General features: G+C 42.5%; 14 protein-coding genes. 9 read left to right on the plus strand and 5 right to left on the minus strand.

What is annotated here, in order from left to right; all coding sequences use genetic code 11:
• Nucleotides 1–82: 82 nt before the first annotated feature.
• The 5 genes from rpmH (at nt 83) to mnmE (ending at nt 3,923) form a co-directional block, all read left to right on the plus strand.
• A complete protein-coding gene (gene rpmH / locus AB4238_RS06575) occupies nt 83–220 on the plus strand; it encodes a 50S ribosomal protein L34 (RefSeq protein WP_011867659.1) in 138 nt (45 codons plus the stop codon).
• Nucleotides 221–234: 14 nt separating this feature from the next.
• The gene (gene rnpA / locus AB4238_RS06580; protein ID WP_220737756.1) at nt 235–591 is read left to right on the plus strand and encodes a ribonuclease P protein component; all 357 of its coding nucleotides are present in this window, start codon (nt 235–237) and stop codon (nt 589–591) included.
• On the plus strand, nt 558–812 hold the full coding sequence (gene yidD, locus AB4238_RS06585; RefSeq protein ID WP_079891898.1) for a membrane protein insertion efficiency factor YidD: 255 nt from the start codon (nt 558–560) through the stop codon (nt 810–812). Before rnpA ends, yidD begins: the two co-directional genes overlap by 34 nt.
• 3 nt (nt 813–815) lie before the next feature.
• Nucleotides 816–2,444, plus strand: coding sequence for a membrane protein insertase YidC (yidC, locus tag AB4238_RS06590; protein ID WP_372032361.1), 1,629 nt, complete (start codon nt 816–818; stop codon nt 2,442–2,444).
• 117 nt (nt 2,445–2,561) lie between these two features.
• Nucleotides 2,562–3,923, plus strand: a complete 1,362-nt coding sequence (gene mnmE, locus AB4238_RS06595) for a tRNA uridine-5-carboxymethylaminomethyl(34) synthesis GTPase MnmE (protein WP_372032362.1) — start codon at nt 2,562–2,564, stop codon at nt 3,921–3,923.
• Nucleotides 3,924–4,390: 467 nt separating this feature from the next.
• On the opposite strand, the gene AB4238_RS06600 is transcribed toward mnmE, so the two are convergent.
• Complete coding sequence (locus AB4238_RS06600; RefSeq protein WP_372032363.1) at nt 4,391–6,916, minus strand: helicase-related protein; 2,526 nt, start codon at nt 6,914–6,916, stop codon at nt 4,391–4,393.
• 126 nt (nt 6,917–7,042) lie between these two features.
• Between AB4238_RS06600 and AB4238_RS06605 the strand changes: the two genes are divergently transcribed.
• Entirely contained in the window at nt 7,043–10,054 is a 3,012-nt protein-coding gene (locus AB4238_RS06605) for a DEAD/DEAH box helicase (protein ID WP_372032364.1), read from the plus strand.
• A gap of 3 nt (nt 10,055–10,057) precedes the next feature.
• Nucleotides 10,058–10,909, plus strand: coding sequence for an SWIM zinc finger family protein (locus AB4238_RS06610; protein ID WP_372032366.1), 852 nt, complete (start codon nt 10,058–10,060; stop codon nt 10,907–10,909).
• A 221-nt stretch (nt 10,910–11,130) separates the two neighbouring features.
• On the opposite strand, the gene AB4238_RS06615 is transcribed toward AB4238_RS06610, so the two are convergent.
• The gene (locus tag AB4238_RS06615) at nt 11,131–12,072 is read right to left on the minus strand and encodes a YecA family protein (RefSeq protein ID WP_372032367.1); all 942 of its coding nucleotides are present in this window, start codon (nt 12,070–12,072) and stop codon (nt 11,131–11,133) included.
• Nucleotides 12,073–12,286: 214 nt separating this feature from the next.
• A complete protein-coding gene (locus AB4238_RS06620) occupies nt 12,287–12,700 on the minus strand; it encodes a hypothetical protein (protein ID WP_372032369.1) in 414 nt (137 codons plus the stop codon).
• 256 nt (nt 12,701–12,956) lie between these two features.
• Here AB4238_RS06620 and AB4238_RS06625 point away from each other — a divergent pair, with 256 nt between their 5' ends.
• A complete protein-coding gene (locus AB4238_RS06625) occupies nt 12,957–13,712 on the plus strand; it encodes an HNH endonuclease (protein WP_372032370.1) in 756 nt (251 codons plus the stop codon).
• Here the strand turns inward: AB4238_RS06625 and AB4238_RS06630 are convergent.
• Together AB4238_RS06630 and AB4238_RS06635 are read right to left on the minus strand one after the other, a co-directional pair.
• Nucleotides 13,709–14,638, minus strand: a complete 930-nt coding sequence (locus tag AB4238_RS06630; protein ID WP_372032371.1) for a DUF1186 domain-containing protein — start codon at nt 14,636–14,638, stop codon at nt 13,709–13,711. The genes AB4238_RS06625 and AB4238_RS06630 overlap by 4 nt on opposite strands.
• Nucleotides 14,639–14,798: 160 nt before the next feature.
• The gene (locus tag AB4238_RS06635; RefSeq protein WP_372032373.1) at nt 14,799–15,971 is read right to left on the minus strand and encodes a winged helix-turn-helix domain-containing protein; all 1,173 of its coding nucleotides are present in this window, start codon (nt 15,969–15,971) and stop codon (nt 14,799–14,801) included.
• A 273-nt stretch (nt 15,972–16,244) separates the two neighbouring features.
• Here AB4238_RS06635 and AB4238_RS06640 point away from each other — a divergent pair, with 273 nt between their 5' ends.
• Entirely contained in the window at nt 16,245–16,886 is a 642-nt protein-coding gene (locus AB4238_RS06640) for a LysE family translocator (RefSeq protein WP_372032374.1), read from the plus strand.
• Nucleotides 16,887–16,931 lie beyond the last annotated feature (45 nt).

The following is a 16,931-nucleotide window of genomic DNA, read 5'->3' on the forward strand; positions in this document are numbered from 1 at the left end:
TTACAATTCGGCCTCTTTTTTGCCCTTACCTCTATTTTGTAGAGAATAAGGTTTATTAACCTAACAAAGACGGATTGCCATAATGAGTAAACGTACTTTTCAACCTAGCAACCTGAAGCGCAAGCGTTCTCACGGCTTCCGCGCTCGTATGGCTACTGTAGGTGGCCGTAAGGTCATCGCACGTCGCCGTGCTAAAGGTCGCGCTCGTCTTTCTGCTTAATAGTAGAGATGCAAGTGACTAGCTATACCTTTACGCGGGAGTTACGTCTGTTAACTCCCGCGCAATTTAAATCTGTTTTTACCAAACCTATCAAAGCGTCTTCCGCTGAAATAACTCTACTCGCAATTCCTAATTCTGAGCAACATCCTCGTTTAGGATTAACTGTTGCTAAGCGTTACGTAAAAAAAGCTCATCAACGAAATAAAATCAAACGTATCATTAGAGATAATTTTCGTTTGCATCAGCATGAACTACCCGCTGTAGATATCGTTGTGCTTGTCAGAAATGGCGTGCTTGATATGGAAAACGCAGAACTCAAAAAATTGGTAGAAAAGCTATGGCGAAAACTCTCTCGCCGTTACAATGGCTAGCAACTGCGATTATTCGTGGCTACCAAGTACTAATAAGTCCCATGCTGGGACCTCGTTGTAGGTTCAATCCGACGTGTTCACATTACGCAATAGAAGCAATTCGTTTGCATGGAGTTGTGAAAGGGTGTTGGTTTGCAGCGAAACGCATATTAAAATGTCACCCTTTACATCCGGGCGGAGAAGATCCCGTCCCTCACAAAAAACATAGGTGCGATAAATAGGCTATGGAATCTCAACGCAATATATTGCTTATCGGTCTGCTTTTTGTCAGCTTTTTACTATGGCAACAATGGCAAGCAGATAAAGCTCCTCAACCGGTTGCTCAAACGCAATCTTCAGTAGCACCGTCTACTGTTGCTGATGCTCACAGTTTAGATGTACCTGATGCAGATTCTGCATTACCTGAAACTGTTACAGCATCTAAAGAATTAATCACTGTCACTACAGACCAATTTATTCTTAAAATTGATCCTGTAGGCGGTGACATCGTTCATTCAGCATTGCTTTCTCATAAACTTGAGCAAGATGGTGACGACCCATTTGTACTACTTGAGCAAACAAACGATATTTATTATATCGCTCAAAGTGGTCTAATCGGTCGTGATGGTATTGATAGTAGTACTACTGGTCGCGCACATTTCGATAGCGCTTCTCGCGAGTATGACCTAGCAGGTCAAGATAAGTTAGAAGTACCATTAACTTATTTGGCAGCTAATGGTGTGACTTACACCAAGCTATTTACCTTCTACCGCGGCAAGCACAATGTAGATGTTGATTACCAAATCAACAACACCTCTGATGCGCAGCTACAAGTTCAAATGTATGGCCAAATCAAGCACAGCATTAAGAAAAGCGAAAGTAGCATGATGATGCCTACTTATCGTGGTGCTGCTTTCTCTACAGCTGATACTCGCTACGAGAAATATAGCTTCGATGACATCGCTGACAAAAATCTAAACAAGTCGACACTTGGTGGTTGGGTAGCAATGCTACAGCACTACTTTGTATCAGCTTGGGTACCGCCAGCAAATGATAAGAACGTTATCTTTTCTAGCTTGAGTGCTGGTGGTTTAGCTAATATTGGTTTCCGCGGCGCACTTTATGATATTGCACCAGGTACTGAACAATCGATTAAAGCTCAGTTCTACGTAGGTCCTAAAGACCAAGAAGCGCTATCAGCACTTTCTGAGTCATTAAACCTAGTAGTTGATTACGGCTTCCTATGGTGGTTAGCCATCCCTATTCACTGGTTATTGATGTTCTATCAATCATTTGTGGGTAACTGGGGTGTGGCTATTATCCTTATTACGCTTACCGTTCGTGGCATGTTATACCCACTAACTAAAGCGCAATACACTTCAATGGCTAAGATGCGTAACTTGCAACCAAAACTCGCTGATATGAAAGAGCGTTTTGGTGATGACCGCCAGAAGATGGGGCAAGCTATGATGGAGCTGTACAAGAAAGAGAAAGTTAACCCTATGGGTGGCTGTCTTCCAATCTTGCTACAGATGCCAATCTTCATCGCACTATACTGGGTGTTGCTTGAAAGCTACGAGCTACGTCACGCGCCATTCATGTTATGGATCACCGATTTATCGGTACAAGATCCATACTATGTGATGCCAATCTTAATGGGTGTATCGATGTTTATTATGCAGAAGATGCAGCCAATGGCACCGACTATGGACCCAATGCAAGTTAAGATGATGCAGTGGATGCCAGTTATCTTTACCGTATTCTTCCTATGGTTCCCAGCTGGTCTGGTTCTATACTGGTTGGTAGGTAACTTAGTCGCGATTACTCAGCAGAAGATTATCTATGCTGGACTGGAGAAAAAAGGGTTAAAATAACCCCTTAGCTCCGACTAACAAAAAGCGGTCTAATACTCAGTATTGACCGCTTTTTTGCTATCTATGTAGAGACAACATTTTTCACTTCACTCTGAAAACAGATTAGGAAACACAGTAATGACTACAGATACTATCGTGGCACAAGCGACCGCTCCAGGGCGTGGCGGTGTAGGTATTATTCGCGTATCTGGCGACTTAGCGAGCAATGTAGCTATGGCGGTACTAGGCCACATCCCTAAAACCCGTTATGCCGACTACTGTGACTTTAAAGACCAACAAGGCGGCGTTATCGACCAAGGTATCGCACTGTACTTTAAAGGCCCTAATTCATTTACAGGTGAGGACGTTCTTGAACTACAGGGTCATGGCGGTCAAATCGTACTTGATATGTTAATTAAGCGCGTGATGGAAACCGAAGGTCTGCGCATCGCCAAACCCGGCGAGTTCAGCGAACAAGCCTTTATGAACGACAAGCTCGACCTAACGCAAGCAGAAGCGATTGCCGACCTTATTGATGCTACCAGTGAGCAAGCAGCTAAAAGCGCGTTAAACTCACTACAAGGCGAATTCTCGACCCAAGTACATGAACTAGTCGAACAGGTCACTAACTTGCGTCTATACGTCGAGGCAGCCATTGATTTCCCCGACGAAGAGGTAGACTTCCTTTCTGACGGTAAAATATCTGGTTCACTCAACCGTATCATCACCAAGCTAGATACCGTTCAAGCAAGTGCTAAACAGGGCGCTATCATTCGCGAAGGTATGAAGGTTGTAATTGCAGGCCGTCCAAATGCCGGTAAATCAAGCCTACTAAACGCTTTAGCAGGTAAAGAATCGGCCATTGTCACCGAAATTGCCGGTACCACTCGTGATGTACTGCGCGAACATATTCATCTCGACGGTATGCCGCTGCATATTATCGATACCGCAGGTTTACGTGATACCGCCGATACCGTAGAGAAAATTGGTATTGAGCGTGCGTGGGACGAAATTAAAACAGCTGATCAAGTGCTATTTATGGTTGATGGCACCACCACTAATGCCGTTGATCCACACGAAATTTGGCCAGACTTTATCGATCGACTACCTAAAAACTTAGGGGTTACCGTGGTGCGTAACAAAGCTGATCTTACCGGTGAAACATTGGAGATCACTGAAGAGGTTGGTCATCAAGTGCACCGGATCTCAGCCAAAACGGGTTTGGGTGTCGCTACGTTACAACAGCATTTAAAATCATTGATGGGTTATCAAAGTAATCTAGAAGGTGGCTTTATCGCTCGTCGTCGCCACTTAGAAGCACTTGACCTTGCAAGTAGCCATTTAGATTTAGGCAGAGAGCAGCTAGAAGTTTATCAAGCTGGTGAATTACTCGCGGAAGAGTTAAGAATGGCACAACTGGCTTTATCGGAAATCACAGGTAAATTTACCTCAGATGACCTACTTGGAAAAATCTTCAGCTCTTTCTGTATCGGTAAGTAAGCAATCCATCTTAGTCACCAACTAAAAGCAGTAATAACTGCTTTTAGTTGGCTGAAACTAGATCATAGATTAAGATCTAGTTTCATCTTTACTCCACTCTGTAAGCCCAAATTTACAGTGCGATCGCAAATAGATCGTCAACTGTAAACCTCAGCATATCTCGCATTAAAGCAAGATCGTTAATCACAAGTATCAACAGAGATATCAACAAGCAAACACGATCTGTGGATAGATCTAAAACAACAAAGCAAAATCAAAGTAAACCATTGTTTTATATTGAATATATAATTTTCAACTTAGATCAAGATCCAAAATAAATGACTAAAAAATGGATCTTTCCCGATAAGTTATACTCAGAAAAAAATCAGTTAAAAATTAAACCTGTGTAAAAGTGGATTACCTGTGGTTAAAGTCAGCATTTAGTGCTATCGATCTTTTTATCAAGATCGCAAATAAATACCGACAGCCTATTTAACATCAACCACACGACTAGCTTTGCGATATTGGATCTTCCAACCTAGCCAACGAGGCAACTCCCAACGTTTAGGACCTTGTTTACGGCTACCGTTTAAGTAGTCGAGTAGCACCAACTTTCGTTTAGGTTCATAACTCACAGCGAGTTTAAGTTCTGGTAACACTAATTGAGCCGGATAAAGACCATCAAACTCTTCTCGTTGCCAATCAGGAATACCTTCAAACAGAAGATCTTCTGCTTCAACTAAAGCTAAATCCTCAAAGCTCTCTACTCCAAGCTGAATGAGCCTTTGTTTAAGATACGATTCAAGTACCAAAAGCTGGTTAATTTCACTGGCGAACTCAGCGGTTTTACCCAGCGCAAACCAGATATTCCAAGCTGCAATATCTGCAGTTAGACGCTTAGCAACACCTGCAAACTCTCGACCTTGGATAATACTGCGACTAATAGCATCTATCGCCTGCTCGCCGGAAGCACACTCAAACCGCGAATCTATCACTCTGCCGGCATAGACTCGCTCTATCAGTACTTTATGGGTCGCCGCCTGCTCTTTGTTTTCAGCCAGTCTATCTTCACCTAAACCTGCTTGGTAAAGCAGTTGTGCTGAAATGGGCGCCATTACCGAAGCTAGGTTTAATGTCTGCTTAACACCCTTGCCAGCCAATGAATGTTGGTCAAATACCACTGCAGCAACAGCTGCATCCTTACCAGAAAAGTCTTTAAGCTCAGGGCTAAAACGGCTATCTCGGCCAATCTGTACTTCACTAAAACCGTTGCCTAGTGCCTGTACTCGCTTAACACGTCGAATAAAAGCAAGTTCTGGTAGTGCTTTTACCACCGCCAGTAACCAGCGGTTTCTTAATGCATGAGATTGACTATCCAACGCCGTCGCTTTATTTATACTCTCTAGCCCCAATCCTTGCCGTATCTGGTTGGCTAAGCGGCGCGCCTCTTTTACCGCATGCTGTTCAATATCAATAAAATCGACCGCTGGTTCACGCAGCAACTTTACCAATGTAAAAGCATCGCAGCCCAGTGGTTCCCAATCATGTAGTGACTTAATGTCATATTCTGCACTAGGTTGCTGGTATAAACGCTGCGGCACACTAATAGCAGCCGCCAAATCGACCATTAACTCTGTACACTCAATATCGGGCATCGCACTAATCAAATGGGCAAACTGAGTATCTATCGGTAATGGAAACAGCTTTCTACCATGAGTTGTGACATTCCCTTGCTCATCAATCGCTCCCATAGCTAACAAACGCTCATGGGCAATAGCCAGCGGCTTAATGCCGATAGCATCAACAAAGACTAAATCAGCTAGCTTTACACCGCTGCAAGCTGCTGCCAGCATAGGCTCCACCAGTTCTTCACGCTGCAGTTCTGGCGGAGTCATCGCCTCCATAGGTGCATGTTCGCCCCACAAGCGCACACATAAACCCACTTGCGTACGACCCGCACGGCCTTTGCGTTGCTCGCTGCTGGCCCTTGATATTCGTGCCAGCGACAACACAGTACGACCATTACGCTGGTGAGTACGGCGCTCAAGCCCAGAATCAATCACCGCCGTAACGCCTGGGATCGTTAACGAGGTTTCCGCAATATTGGTAGCAAAAATAACTCGCTGCTTGTTGGAGCTTGCCAGTAATGCTTGTTGTTCTGTCGCCGAAATGCCGCCATGCAATGCCACTAGATCAATGTCAGCCCTGTTTTCGTTAGATAAAGAAGATAACGACTGACAAGCCTGTAAACACTGCAGAATTTCACGCTTCCCCGGAAGAAACACTAAAATATCACCAGCTGTTTGACTGAGTAACGAGCCAACGGCCGCTTTTACTTTTTGCTCGATACCGCTGATATCCGCTAACTGCTGACTATCGCTTGACTGGTACGTTAGTTCCACGTGAAACATATTACCTTTTGCCAACAACCGCTTTGAATTAACTCCAATAGAATCAGATAAATAGTCATTAAGTCTTGCACCGTCAATGGTTGCCGATGTCAAAATCAAACGATGTTGAGCACGCTGTTTAAGTAGCGCTAATAGCAGATCGGTATCCCAACGACGCTCATGAAACTCATCAATAATCACCGTATCAAAACACCCTAAGCCCGCCCTTTCATCTTGTCCATCTTGCGCCATCGAAAGCCAACGCAGCGCAATACCAGGGGTTACAAAGGCAATATCAGTATTTTCATCAACAGTAGAATCAAAGCGAATAGCATGACTAACATTTAAATGATTATAATCAGTATCTTGCTTAGCTGACTCGCCCACAAAAGCTGCCAGCGCCAAACACGCCACTCGCCGTGGCTCAACCACCAACACCCTCTTCTTATTCCCTTGCTCATCAGCTTCAGTACACCACAGAGGTAAACGAGTCGACTTGCCCGAGCCTGTATCAGACTCAACCACTAAGTGATTGTCTTTAATAGAAGATTTAAACTCTTGGTAAAGGGCGTCGATAGGAAGCTTACTGAGTTCTATAGGCGTAGATATTTTGTTCGCGGGCATAATATAGGCTTATCATGTTTGTCACACTGTAGTAAAAAGTGCGAATAGCTAATAAAAATTAAAACAATTTGAAATTTGTGTTTCCAAACCGCAAAATTATGCTTTTACTTTATCACGATCCTCACTATGCAATTGATCCATGTTTTTTGGCTGCCGACTCTCTCTGGTTTTGATAACACTGGTCAGCTTTATTTATGGCTAGAGCATCAAAATAAACAGCCATACTCTGAGCTTTACCCTTACCAGCCAAGTTCTAGCCAATTTATAAACTTTGTTCACAGCCAACTAAAGATGGATCCTTGCTTTGAAAGCATTGAGGTTACCTTACCCTGTAACGCAGGCGGAGAACCAACCACTTCGCCACTCATCGCCAATCTGAACAATATTGAAGATAACCTAGGGGTGAACTACCAACCCTTTACGCTCGATGCAGTGTTAATCGAAAACCCCATTAGTTTTTTAAAACAGCTAAATTTTCAAAGCTACCATTTAGACGAAGAAACTCTCCTAGCTGATGACACTAAGTTTTGGATTAAAATGGCCTATGAACTCAGCCATATTATTAACCAAGACCAATATATTCCTGCGCTTGTTACACCAGATAGTCGCCGCTACTACCCAAAGTGGCTTCTACTTTCTGCCGAGTATGGCAAACGTTTAACTATGATTGCTGATAAAATGCCGCTTTCAGCCTGTTTGGGAGACTTTAGTCACTTTGATGCGCAGTCTGCCCTCGAGCACTTTTCAGATGTCATGCTCAACAGTTTAATAGACGCAACTAAGCTACCTAAAAAGCAATTAAAGTCAGTTGAACACACCTTTATTGAATCGCTACTCACTCAGCAAAATAACCCCATTGATGAGCAAACATATAAAGACTGGAAACTGTGGCACAACAACTTGCAGTACGATCAATTTGGTGCCGAATTTCAACTCTGCTTTAAACTACACGAAGCCAGTGGCCAGCACGAAGATAACTGGGAATTAGAGTTGTTATTACAGGCGAAAACAGACCCATCATTTATGATTAACCTTGCCCAGTACTGGCAAGAAAAATCGGCCAAAAGCAATTTATTCACTGAAATGCTGGGCACTTCAATTGATAGAGTTTTACTGCTGCAACTCGGTTATGCAAGCCGAATTTACCCGTTATTAGAACAAGTATTTGAGCATAAAATGCAGCTCTGCAGGTTAAAAATCAGCCACGAGCAAGCCTTTCAGTTTTTGAAAGAAGATGCCTGGACGCTCCAAGCTTGTGGCTATCGCATCATAGTTCCAGCTTGGTGGACAGCAAGTGGCCGCCTAAAAGCTAAGGTGAAATTAAGAGCCCACAAAAGCACTTCAAGCCAAAGCGAGTCTCCAACCAGCTATATGACCACAAGTCACCTCATTCAATTCGACTATCAATATGCTATGGGTGAGCACCAACTCAGCGCAGCCCAATGGCAACAACTGCTAGACAGTAAATCAGACTTAGTCTATTTCAGAGGCGCTTGGATTGAAATAGACAAAGCTGAAATGCAAAAAATGCAAAAGCTGATCGAAACTTCAAAGCAAGATATGGATATGACCAGCGGTAGCGTTCAAGATCTACTGACACTGGCAGCAGACGAAACCTTGTATCATGTCGAACTCGATGACACTACCCGTGCAATGTTAAACGGCTTAAATAATAAAGATGAATTCAGTTTAATCGCGCAACCAGAGCAACTACAGGCCACGCTCAGACCCTATCAAAATAGGGGTGCATCTTGGCTTGCGTACCTAGAAAGTCTAGGAATGAATCCTTGCTTAGCTGATGACATGGGCTTAGGTAAAACCATGCAAATAATTGCACTCATGCTGGCAAAACCCAGAGATAAAGCCGCACTGCTTATCGCGCCAACGTCTGTGGTTGGTAACTGGCTAAAAGAGATATCCCGCTTCGCCCCCAGTATTAACGCCGTGATCCACCACGGCAGTAAACGCCAACAAAAAGACATTAGCCAACTAGTCAGCCAGCATGACTTAGTGATCACCTCTTACGGGCTTGTTCGCAAAGACAAAGCCCTCTTTAAAAATATTCACTGGTCACGCCTAATCATTGATGAAGCGCAAAATATTAAAAACCCCAGCTCCAGTCAGACCAAGGTTCTCTATAGCTTGCAGGCCGACTCCCGCATTGCATTAACCGGCACCCCAATCGAAAACAGGTTAATGGATCTGTGGTCAATCTTTAACTTTTTGAACCCTGGACTACTCGGCACTCAGGCAGGGTTTCGTAAAAACTTCGAGCTGCCAGTACAACGAGATAGAAACCTCACTCAGAGTAATATCTTAAAAAAAATCGTAGAGCCATTTATATTACGCCGCTTAAAAACAGATAAAAATATTATTAATGATCTGCCGGAAAAGATAGAGCAAAAAGTCTTTTGCGAGCTCAATATAGAGCAAGCCAGTATCTATCAATCCATTGTCGATGAAATAACCACACAAATGGAACAATCTGATGATGATCCGTCACAACAAAAAGTCATTATGCTGTCGGCACTACTGCGCCTAAAACAGTGCTGTAATCACCCAGCTCAAGTACTGCAAGACGGCAGTGAATTTAGCATCGAACGTTCAATCAAGCTGCAACGCTTAGTCGAAACAGCTAAAGAAGCTATACAGAATAACGAAAGTATTCTTATTTTTAGCCAGTTTACTGAGGTGTGTAGCAAACTTGAGACGCTACTAAAAAACCAACTCGGCATACAAACTTATTACTTGCATGGCGGAACCTCGCGTAAAAAACGCGAACAGATGATAGAAGAGTTCCAAAGTGAGCAAAATCCTCCAAGTATTTTTATTCTGTCTCTCAAAGCGGGTGGGGTCGGTATCACCCTAACCAAAGCCAACCATGTAATTCACTTTGACCGCTGGTGGAACCCTGCTGTTGAAAATCAAGCAACCGACCGAGCTTACCGTATAGGCCAGAAAAAGACCGTATTTGCACATAAATTTATTACTCTCGGCACCATTGAAGAAAAAATAGATAAAATGTTAGAAGACAAACAACAGGTGGCCGATTCTATTGTAGGTAGTGATGAGTCATGGCTATCAACGCTCGATTCCAACTCTTTCATTAACCTAATTCAACTCAGTCAGCAGGGATAACACATGAACACACAAAAAACTTGGTGGGGCAGCGCTTTTATAGACTCATTAGAAGGTTTTATTGACCCCGCTCGCCTGCAGCGTGGTCGTGCTTATCGTACAGACAATAGAGTGCTAAAATTTGATATTGTCGCCAATAAGGTAACCGCCACCATACGTGGCAATATCAACCCTTATTTCGGCGTTACTAAAGAACCAAGATATAAAGTATCGCTCACCTTTGGCCTGATAGCGGCAACCCAATGGCAGCATATCATTACCAACCTGTGCAGCAACCCTGGATGGCTTGCTAAACTCATGCTTAATGAGATGCCAACCAATATAGAAGATGCATTTGAAACGACGCACTTTTTACCAAAAACATATACAGACATAAAAGCCAGTTGCGACTGCCCTGATGATGCCAACCCGTGTAAACACATTGCAGGTGTTTACTATCGAATCGCGGCATCACTCGACAGTAACCCTATGTTACTATTTCAATTTCGAGGGCTTGCGGCCACACAACTTCATAGTGCACTAAAAAAAACCGAACTCGGCCAAGTTTTTTCAGATCACATTAGCGCACCAGAGCAGATCGAAGTAGAGCAACAACCACATAAATACCATGCCTTTAAGATAAACAACGGTAATCGCGAGAGCGTCGCGACACAACAGAATCGCTCAAACAGATATTGGAGCATGACAGAATGGGACCTACCCTCGTTAACACCAGAGCCCAGCGAAATACAGGCGGCGTTAATCAAAAAACAGGGAGATCACCCTCAGTTTTGGCCTCGCTCAAGCTCGTTTGTTGGCGCTATGGAAGACATTTACAGCAGCATTAAGAAAAAGAATAAAGATTCGTTAAAATGAAAGCCATGACCAATATTTTAGCCACAACTTAATACCCTTATACTTGAAACTGCTCGATTTAGAGGCTATATACCCGTTCAACTTTAAGCGCATTAACGCAGAAATGCGCCTTGAAGTGAAAAGCCTGACAGGCTCTGAACTGGTCAGATATTAAATGCAACCGGTATTACTTAGACAATAAAGCAGTTCAAAATATAGAGTCTTAGCTGTCATTTTTAAGGCTAATTCATGCAGCACTTTTTATACTTTTTACCACTACCACATGGGCATGGTTCGTTGCGGCCAACCTTAGTCTCTGCAATATACGGTAACGAGAAAGAGTAATTTTTTACAAAGAAGTCACTCCCCATACTATCAAGCCCATTGAGGGGATTGTTTAGATCACCGAAAATCTCCATAAGCTCTTCATCACTTAACTCATCTTCACCGTCCCCCCCTGCCCACTCACCTAACCTTTCAATAGCGTCATAGCTATCACTAACTAAACCGCAATCCCACTCAGAGTCGCCGATACAGCCATTGTCCCAGTCGATAATACACTTATTTTCGATAGGCCCCTCATCAATAACCTTACTATTCACTAGTTCTATAAACTGTTGATGATAATGATTAAACTGGAAACTAATTAACTGATTAGCTAAAGCAGTCAGTGCCATAAATTGCTCGTTAGCAACCAAACTATTAATAAACGTCTGAATATGCGTGTCCAATGTGTCTCTATCAATCTGCTCGGTATAAAGCTGACTAAATAAAGTCGACATTACAGACATTTTAATAATCTCCCCTGCGTGTTCCGAGTTAATTAAATAGCACAGTTGCTCATGCCTTCCTTGCGCTAAAATATAGTAAGCAGTGGGTAAGCCCCATGAAATATAATCCCCCAGGAGCTCATCTAACGGAAACCCCACATCCTGTCTGTCAGTAAGATGAACTAACATATCAAAACAACTATGCTGCTTACGATCTGCAATGAGATTAACACCGAAAAAGACTACATTTTCTTCAGCTTCACTCAAATCTTCAGTAGCAATAAAGCGCTGTATTAAGCCTTCAATCACCGGCAAAAACTCTGCCCACCGCTCCCTCGCCGCGAACAAAGCGTCAACTGGCAGCTCGGTGGGATCACTGTGGCTCAAAGTGTTAATTATTTCATCTAATTTCATTATTAACTCTCCATTATCTACTATTTTATGCTTACCTAGATGTGGGGCTACTAACACTAGCTGAATATTCTGCTAGTTGTATTGCCCCCCCAAACATTATCAGGCTATTCCACGCGAAATCGCTATTCTTCAGCGAGTAACCCCTTTGCGCTCTTAGCGATAGAATCAGGCCAATATCCCAGTGACGTTCTTGAACTCATCGATAATCACCGTATCAAAACAAACCCGCCTTTTCATCTTGCCCGTCTTGCGACATCGAAAGCCAACGCAGCCCAATACCTGGGGTTACAAAGGCAATATCAGTGTTTTCATCAACATTAGAATCAAAGCGAATAGCATGGCCAACATTTAAATGATTATAGTCAGTATCTTGCTTAGCAGATTCGCCCACAAAAGAAGCCAGTGCCAAACACGCAACTCGCCGTGGCTCAACCACCAACACCCTCTTCTTATTCCCTTGCTCATCAGCTTCAGTACACCACAGAGGTAAACGAGTCGATTTGCCCGAGCCTGTATCAGACTCAACCACTAAGTGATTGTCTTTAATAGAAGATTTAAACTCTTGATAAAGGGCGTCTATGGGGAGTGTTAGCTTGTCGGCCACTTTAGATGTTGTATACGAAGACATAATCTCAGCTTAATGAGTAAATGGCAGCTATAGGAGCATAACATTTTAACTTACCAGTTTAGATATCATCTCCAAAGTGGTAATAGCTTATGATTCACAACAAGTAGAGCAAGGTAGCTTAGCTAAGGCTAGCAAAACTAATCTGCAGGGTTCGTTATAAAGAGAAAAACTGCTTTACTAACGTGACTATATATAGCTTGTATACAAACGAGTAAATATTATAAGTTCAAAGAATAATAACTACTTAGGCATATAGATGACTGAACGTCGAAAATGGAATCGTGATGATTTATTGATTGCTTTCTATTTATATAACCAAACACCGTTTGGGAAAATTAGCCACCGCAATCCAGAAATAGCTAGAATAGCGGAACAATTACATCGAACCCCATCTTCTCTATCTATGAAAATGGCTAACATTGCCAGCTGTGATCCTATAATTACTGAGTCTGGAAGAAGTGGCTTAAAGGGAGCTTCAAAAGCTGATAGAGAGATGTGGCTAGAAATGTCGGAAAATTGGGAGCTTTTTTACATAAAAAGCTCTGAAGCGTACTTAAACCTCGTTAATAACAACGAAAATGAAGTCATCGATGAGAGTAGCTATATTGGGCTGGAGCGAACAGCACAAATAAAATCCCGTATAGGCCAAGATCAATTTAGAAAAATAATACTTAGTTCATATAATGGAAAGTGCTGCATAACAGGACTTGATAACTCCAAACTACTGGTAGCGAGTCATATAATTCCTTGGAGTAAAAAACCTAGCGAAAGATTAAACCCTTGCAACGGACTATGTTTATCCAGTATTCATGATAAGGCTTTCGATCAAGGGCTTATAACTCTGAATTCTCACTTAGAAGTTATTTTATCGAGCGAACTTTTAAATAAAAACCAACCATTTACAACATTATGTTTCGAAGAGTTTGAAGGTAAGGCTATAACCTTACCTACAAAGTTCGCTCCAAAAGAAGAGTTTTTAATACATCACAGACAGGAAGTATTTAAAAATTAATTCAAGCAACACTTCTTGTATTTTTTGCCGCTGCCGCAGGGGCAAGGATCATTGCGACCTGCTTGAATATCGGCGATAAAAGGCTGCTTAGCATCGAGGCTTTCAAAGTAGCTATCGTCAAATTCTCTTGGCGAGCTCATCAAGTCATCGAAAACTGCCATGAGCTCCTCATCATTCATATCAGATTCTGAGTTGAATCCAGCCCACTGACTTAGTGAGTCAATAACATCATAATCACCACTTATTAAGCCACTTTCCCATTCTGAATAACCGATAGACTGATTATCCCAATCAATGATGCATTGATTCTCTGCTGGGCCTTCATCAATTTGTTTGCTCTCTACATAACCAACAAACTGGTTATGATATTGATTAAAATCATTAGAAATTAACAGATTAATCAATTCAAAAAGCGCAATTGAATGATTATTTTTGAGTAGACTATCAATAAAGCTCGGCACACTTTGGTTAAGTGTTTCTCTATCAATTTGGCCTGTATGCAGTTGAGTAAAAAGCGCACTTAGGGCTGCCATTTTAACGATCTCGCCTGCTTGGTCAGAGGTAACTAAAAAGCACAGCTTTTCAGGTTGTCCTTGCGCCAAAATATAGTAGGCGGTAGAAAGATCTGAAGCGATAAAATCACCAAGTAGCACCTCTAACGCACTATTACAGTCATCTTTATTGGTGAGATTAATCAAACTATCAAAACTGCTGTACTGCTTACGATCGATAATAAGGCAGATACCGAAAAATAGCAGGTTGGACTCGGTATCAGACAATGTCTCTTCAACAATAAATCGTTGCATCAATTGATCGATAACCGGCAGTAGCTCAGTCCACTGCAGCCTAGCCGCCTGTAGAGCACCAATGGGGAGTTCTGTTAAGTCGCCACCACTCAGAGTGGTAATTATCTCATCTAATTTCATATTGCATTCAAGCTAAAAGGTAATATTGCCTCATAGAGTAGCAAAAGAGGACAACAAAGCCCCAAGTAAATGCTGCTAGTAACAGATAGGCCTAAAATAAACAGTAAAACAATGATGGAAACTCAATACAGATCGCCCTGCTTTAAACGAAGCCATTGGCTTAAAGCGATAACTCAGTCTCTACCGCGCGATGGTTTGACTTAATCAGCTGCCATGTTTGGCAGCCATTGAAAGCGGAATATTGATTCACAGCTAACTTCAATTGATAAATGAACTCGTCAAACTCCGAACTGCAATTTTGAGTAAAAGCCCCCTCTTCTATCACTAAGTTTTGCAGCAATAAGACTCCGCTTTTACGTTCAGCTTTAACATCGACTCGGCCAACAAATTTGTCAGCCCACAAAATAGGTAATGAGTAATAACCGTGTTGGCGTTTAGCTGCAGGAACATAGACTTCTATTTGGTAATCAAAGCCAAAAAGCTGCTTTAATCGCTGTCTTTGGATCACGAGGTTATCAAAAGGGTTAAGTAACCAAACTCGTTTTGGGATGACACTAAGCAACTGCTGACCCGGTTGATAAAAGTAGCGTACTTGCGCTTGGGTAAATTGCGCTAATTCACCGGCAAGGCACATCTCATTAAGCGTTTTGACTAACACTGGCTTAATATTTTTACGCAGATAAAGTATCTGTTGCTGACTGCCAAAGCCATGTGCTTGGATATAGCGCTTAATAAGATAACGTGCAAACTCACTCTCGGTTGGCGCTTGGCTATTAATGTGAGCTGGTAAAACCTGCTCGGTTAAGTCGTATACTTTTTGAAACTTTTCCCGCTGCAGCACCATTAGTTCACCTTGCATAAATAGCTGCTCCAGTGCACGTTTAGCCGGTTTCCAATCCCACCACCCACTTTTATGAGCCTTAGTATCATGACTAAAATCACTGGCTTTTAGTGGACCTTCAGCAGCGATTCTAGCTTTTACTTCGCGGATAATTTTATGTTCAGGTTCAAACCAATGTTTACCGCCCTGTTTAATGCGGGCTTTATTAAACAAGCTAAAACGATAGTCTTGGATCGGTAAATAAGCGGCGGCATGAGACCAATACTCAAAGATCTCTTTGTTAGCCATAGACTGATCAAGCTGTGACGGCTGATATTCAGCTAAGCGGTTAAAAAGCACGTGGTGGTGGGATCGCTCAACCACATTTATTGAGTCAATTTGTACATAGCTCAACTGCGAAATGGCATTAGCCACTGCTCGAACTGGTTGAAGTAAGCCTTGCTGCTGTAGGTTAAGTTGCAACCACTCTTTGGCAGAGTAAGGACTGGTCATACAATTAACTCTATCAGTGCTTGTTTGTTTTTTATCTGCATAACAGCAATGCCACTTTTATTAATAAGCCAATACCAATATGACCTAGGCTGAACATAATTTCAAAGCTGATTAGAAACGTAGCGCTATTGTCTTCAACAGCTAAAGTCAGCGCCGTAAACAAACCCTGCCAACTTAACCTCTCATTTAAACGCAACATGACTTTCATTCATGTTGGATAACTGTAGAATCCGCGCCTTGTTTACTTCTTTCCTTTTATATAGTGCATTACTGATGATCGATCTGGCTTTACTTCCTTTATACCTAACGACTGTGGTTGCCCTACTGCTAATCCCAGGGCCTGACATGCTACTTATTGCCAGTTCTAGCTTGAGTTACGGCAAAAAAGTGGGAGTTTATGCCAGCTTTGGCAATGCCACTTCAGGGCTCATTTTAACGGTACTTGCAGCTATGGGCGTATCCGCTTTAGTGGCGATGAATCCATTGGCATTAGAGTTATTGCGAATTTTAGGCGGCGCGTACCTACTTAAGATGGGTTGGGACTGCATGCGCAGCTCTGCCGCCGACGCACCGGAAATAGAACAGCAAAATAATCTCGCAAAACAGCTATATCGCCGCGCGGTAATGAGTAATTTACTCAACCCTAAGGCACTGATCTTTTTTGTACTGTTTTTACCGCAGTTCGTATCGACTCAATTAACTGCAAGTTCGGGCGAGCAGATGTTAGCACTTGGCTTGCTGCTTAATGTGATGGGTTTGAGCTTTAACCTGTTATTAGTCGCTTTGGTTGGTAGCTTAGGTAAACCACTGCTTAAGAATGAAAAATTCCGTACCTACCAAAACAAGTTTATGGGCCTGATATTTATTGCTTTGGCCATCTGGTTATTGGCCTCGCAAGTACAAGCAGTAGCATAGTTTACCGACAGATAACGAAGTCAGTCACTCATTTAAGAACTACAA

Origin of the sequence: Shewanella sp. 10N.286.45.A1 (genome assembly GCF_041470405.1) — a bacterium.
GTDB lineage: Bacteria > Pseudomonadota > Gammaproteobacteria > Enterobacterales > Shewanellaceae > Shewanella.